Source organism: Mesorhizobium sp. M7A.F.Ca.CA.003.01.2.1 (assembly GCF_003998945.1).
Classification (GTDB): Bacteria; Pseudomonadota; Alphaproteobacteria; order Rhizobiales; family Rhizobiaceae; genus Mesorhizobium; species Mesorhizobium ciceri.
This window is the reverse complement of the sequence record NZ_RZRA01000994.1, coordinates 1-1,982: the sequence shown is the minus strand read 5'-3', so window position 1 is coordinate 1,982 and position 1,982 is coordinate 1. Positions and strand designations below refer to the sequence as shown.

Here is a 1,982-nt window from a genome sequence, read left to right as displayed (position 1 = left end):
TGCCGCGGCGTTAACTGGCATGGCGACGCTGCGGCTCAGGTCCGACTATCTGGCGATCACCACCTTCGGCGTCGCCGTCGTCGTGCAACTGGTCGCGCTCAACGCGCAGAAACTGACCGGCGGCCCGTTCGGCATCGGCTTCATCCCGCGCCCCTTCGGCAGCCTTGCCGAGACGCCGCTGCTGTTCAACCTGTCGAACCTTGCCGTGGTCGCGGCGGTGACTCTGGTCGCCTATCTCGCTTTGGAACATCTGTCGCGCAGCCCGTGGGGCCGCGTGCTGAAGGCGCTACGCGAGGATGAGCGGGCGGCGATCTCGCTTGGCAAGAGCGCGCGTTTCTATCGCGTCCAGGCCTTCGCCGTGGGCGGCGCCATCATGGCACTGGCCGGCGCATTGCAGGCGCATTTCACCGGCTTCATCGCGCCGGACAATTATTTGCCGATCCTGACCTTCCAGGTCTGGGTGATGCTGATCGTGGGCGGCTCGGGCAGCAATCTCGGCGCCGTCATCGGCAGCATCCTGGTCTGGGCGATATGGGCTGGGTCGGGCACGCTGACCAGCATCCTGTTCCCGCCGGAACAGCAGGCTCGTGCCGCCGCGCTGCAGATCGCCGCCATCGGCGTCATGCTCTGCGTTATCCTGCTGGTCCGGCCGAACGGGCTGTTCGGCGACAGGCCACGGCGGCCTTGGCTCGGCAAGCGGACGAAGGTGACTACGGCCAAAAGCGTTTCCCCGTCATGAATGCCGCGGTTCGGCAGGAAGCGCATGGCGCTTCACTCTGGCTTGCCGTCAGCCGCGACCGCCGCAAACGGCCGGCGCTGCAGGGTAAGCTCGATGTCGACCTGGCCATTGTCGGCGGCGGCTTTTCGGGCCTTTCAACCGCGCTGCACGCCGCCGGCAAAGGCCTTTCCGTCGCCGTTCTCGAAGCCGAATTCATCGCCTGGGGCGCAACCGGCAGGAATGCTGGCTTCGTCGTGCCGAACTTCGCCAAGATGGACCCGGCCGACATACTGGCCCATCTCGGACCATCGCGTGGCGAAAGGCTGATCGATTTCGCCGCCGGCAGCGCCGACCTGGTTTTCCGCCTGATCCGGCAGCACGGCATCGACTGCGACGCCGTGCAGAACGGATGGATCCAGCCGGCGCATTCGCCTGCCGCCTTTGAAAAAGTCAAGTCACGTGCCGGGCAGTGGGCACAGCGTGGCCGGCCGGCAGTCACATTGGATCGGCAGGAAGTCGAAGCCCTGACAGGCGTGCCAGGCTATGTCGGCGGCTGGATGGACCGTTCCGGCGGCGTGCTCAATCCGGTCGCCTATGCGCGCGGATTGGCCGATGCGGCGGAGAAGGCCGGCGCAAAGATCTTCGAGCAGACGCGCGTCACCTCGGTTGATCGCATAGCCGATGGCTGGATGCTGAAAATGCCCTCTGGCTCGGTACGCGCGGGCAAGGTGCTGATCGCCACCAACGCCTATGGCTGGTCCCTCAATCCGTCGTTGCAGCGAACCTACTTCCCGCTGAAAGTCTTCCAGATCGCGACAGCGCCGCTACCTCGTGAAGTGCGCAACCGATTGCTTCCCGGCGGGCAAGGTGTCGGTGACACCAGACGCAATCTGTTCACCTTCCGCTTCGACGCCGAAAACCGGCTGATCAGCGGCGGCATGCATATCCTTGGCGCCGGTGCGGATACGCGCGTACCGCAGACGATCTGGCGAAGGCTCGGCCGGCATCTCGGTCTGCCCGACCTGCCGCCGCTTGCCTACAGCTGGTCGGGAATGGCAGCGGTCGAACCGGATTTCCTGCCGCACCTGATCGACCTCGGTCCGGGACTGATCGCCGGTCGCGCCTGCAACGGGCGCGGCATCGCCATGACGACGGCGATGGGCAAGGTTCTGGCCGACTGGGCCGCCGGCACCGACGCCCGCGACCTGCCGCTGCCCTTCGCGCCGCCGGCGCCAATACCGTTCCACGCCGTGCTGCGGCACGC

Annotated in this window: 2 protein-coding genes; both read left to right on the top strand. The window is 66.4% G+C overall.

Going from position 1 to position 1,982, the window contains the following annotated elements; all coding sequences use genetic code 11:
* Window positions 1-739 (top strand): branched-chain amino acid ABC transporter permease (locus tag EN969_RS28755; RefSeq protein ID WP_164758586.1); only part of this gene is annotated, 739 nt, incomplete at its 5' end.
* On the top strand, window positions 736-1,982 hold a 1,247-nt coding region (locus EN969_RS28750), incomplete at its 3' end, for an FAD-dependent oxidoreductase (protein ID WP_164758585.1). The genes EN969_RS28755 and EN969_RS28750, both read left to right, overlap by 4 nt.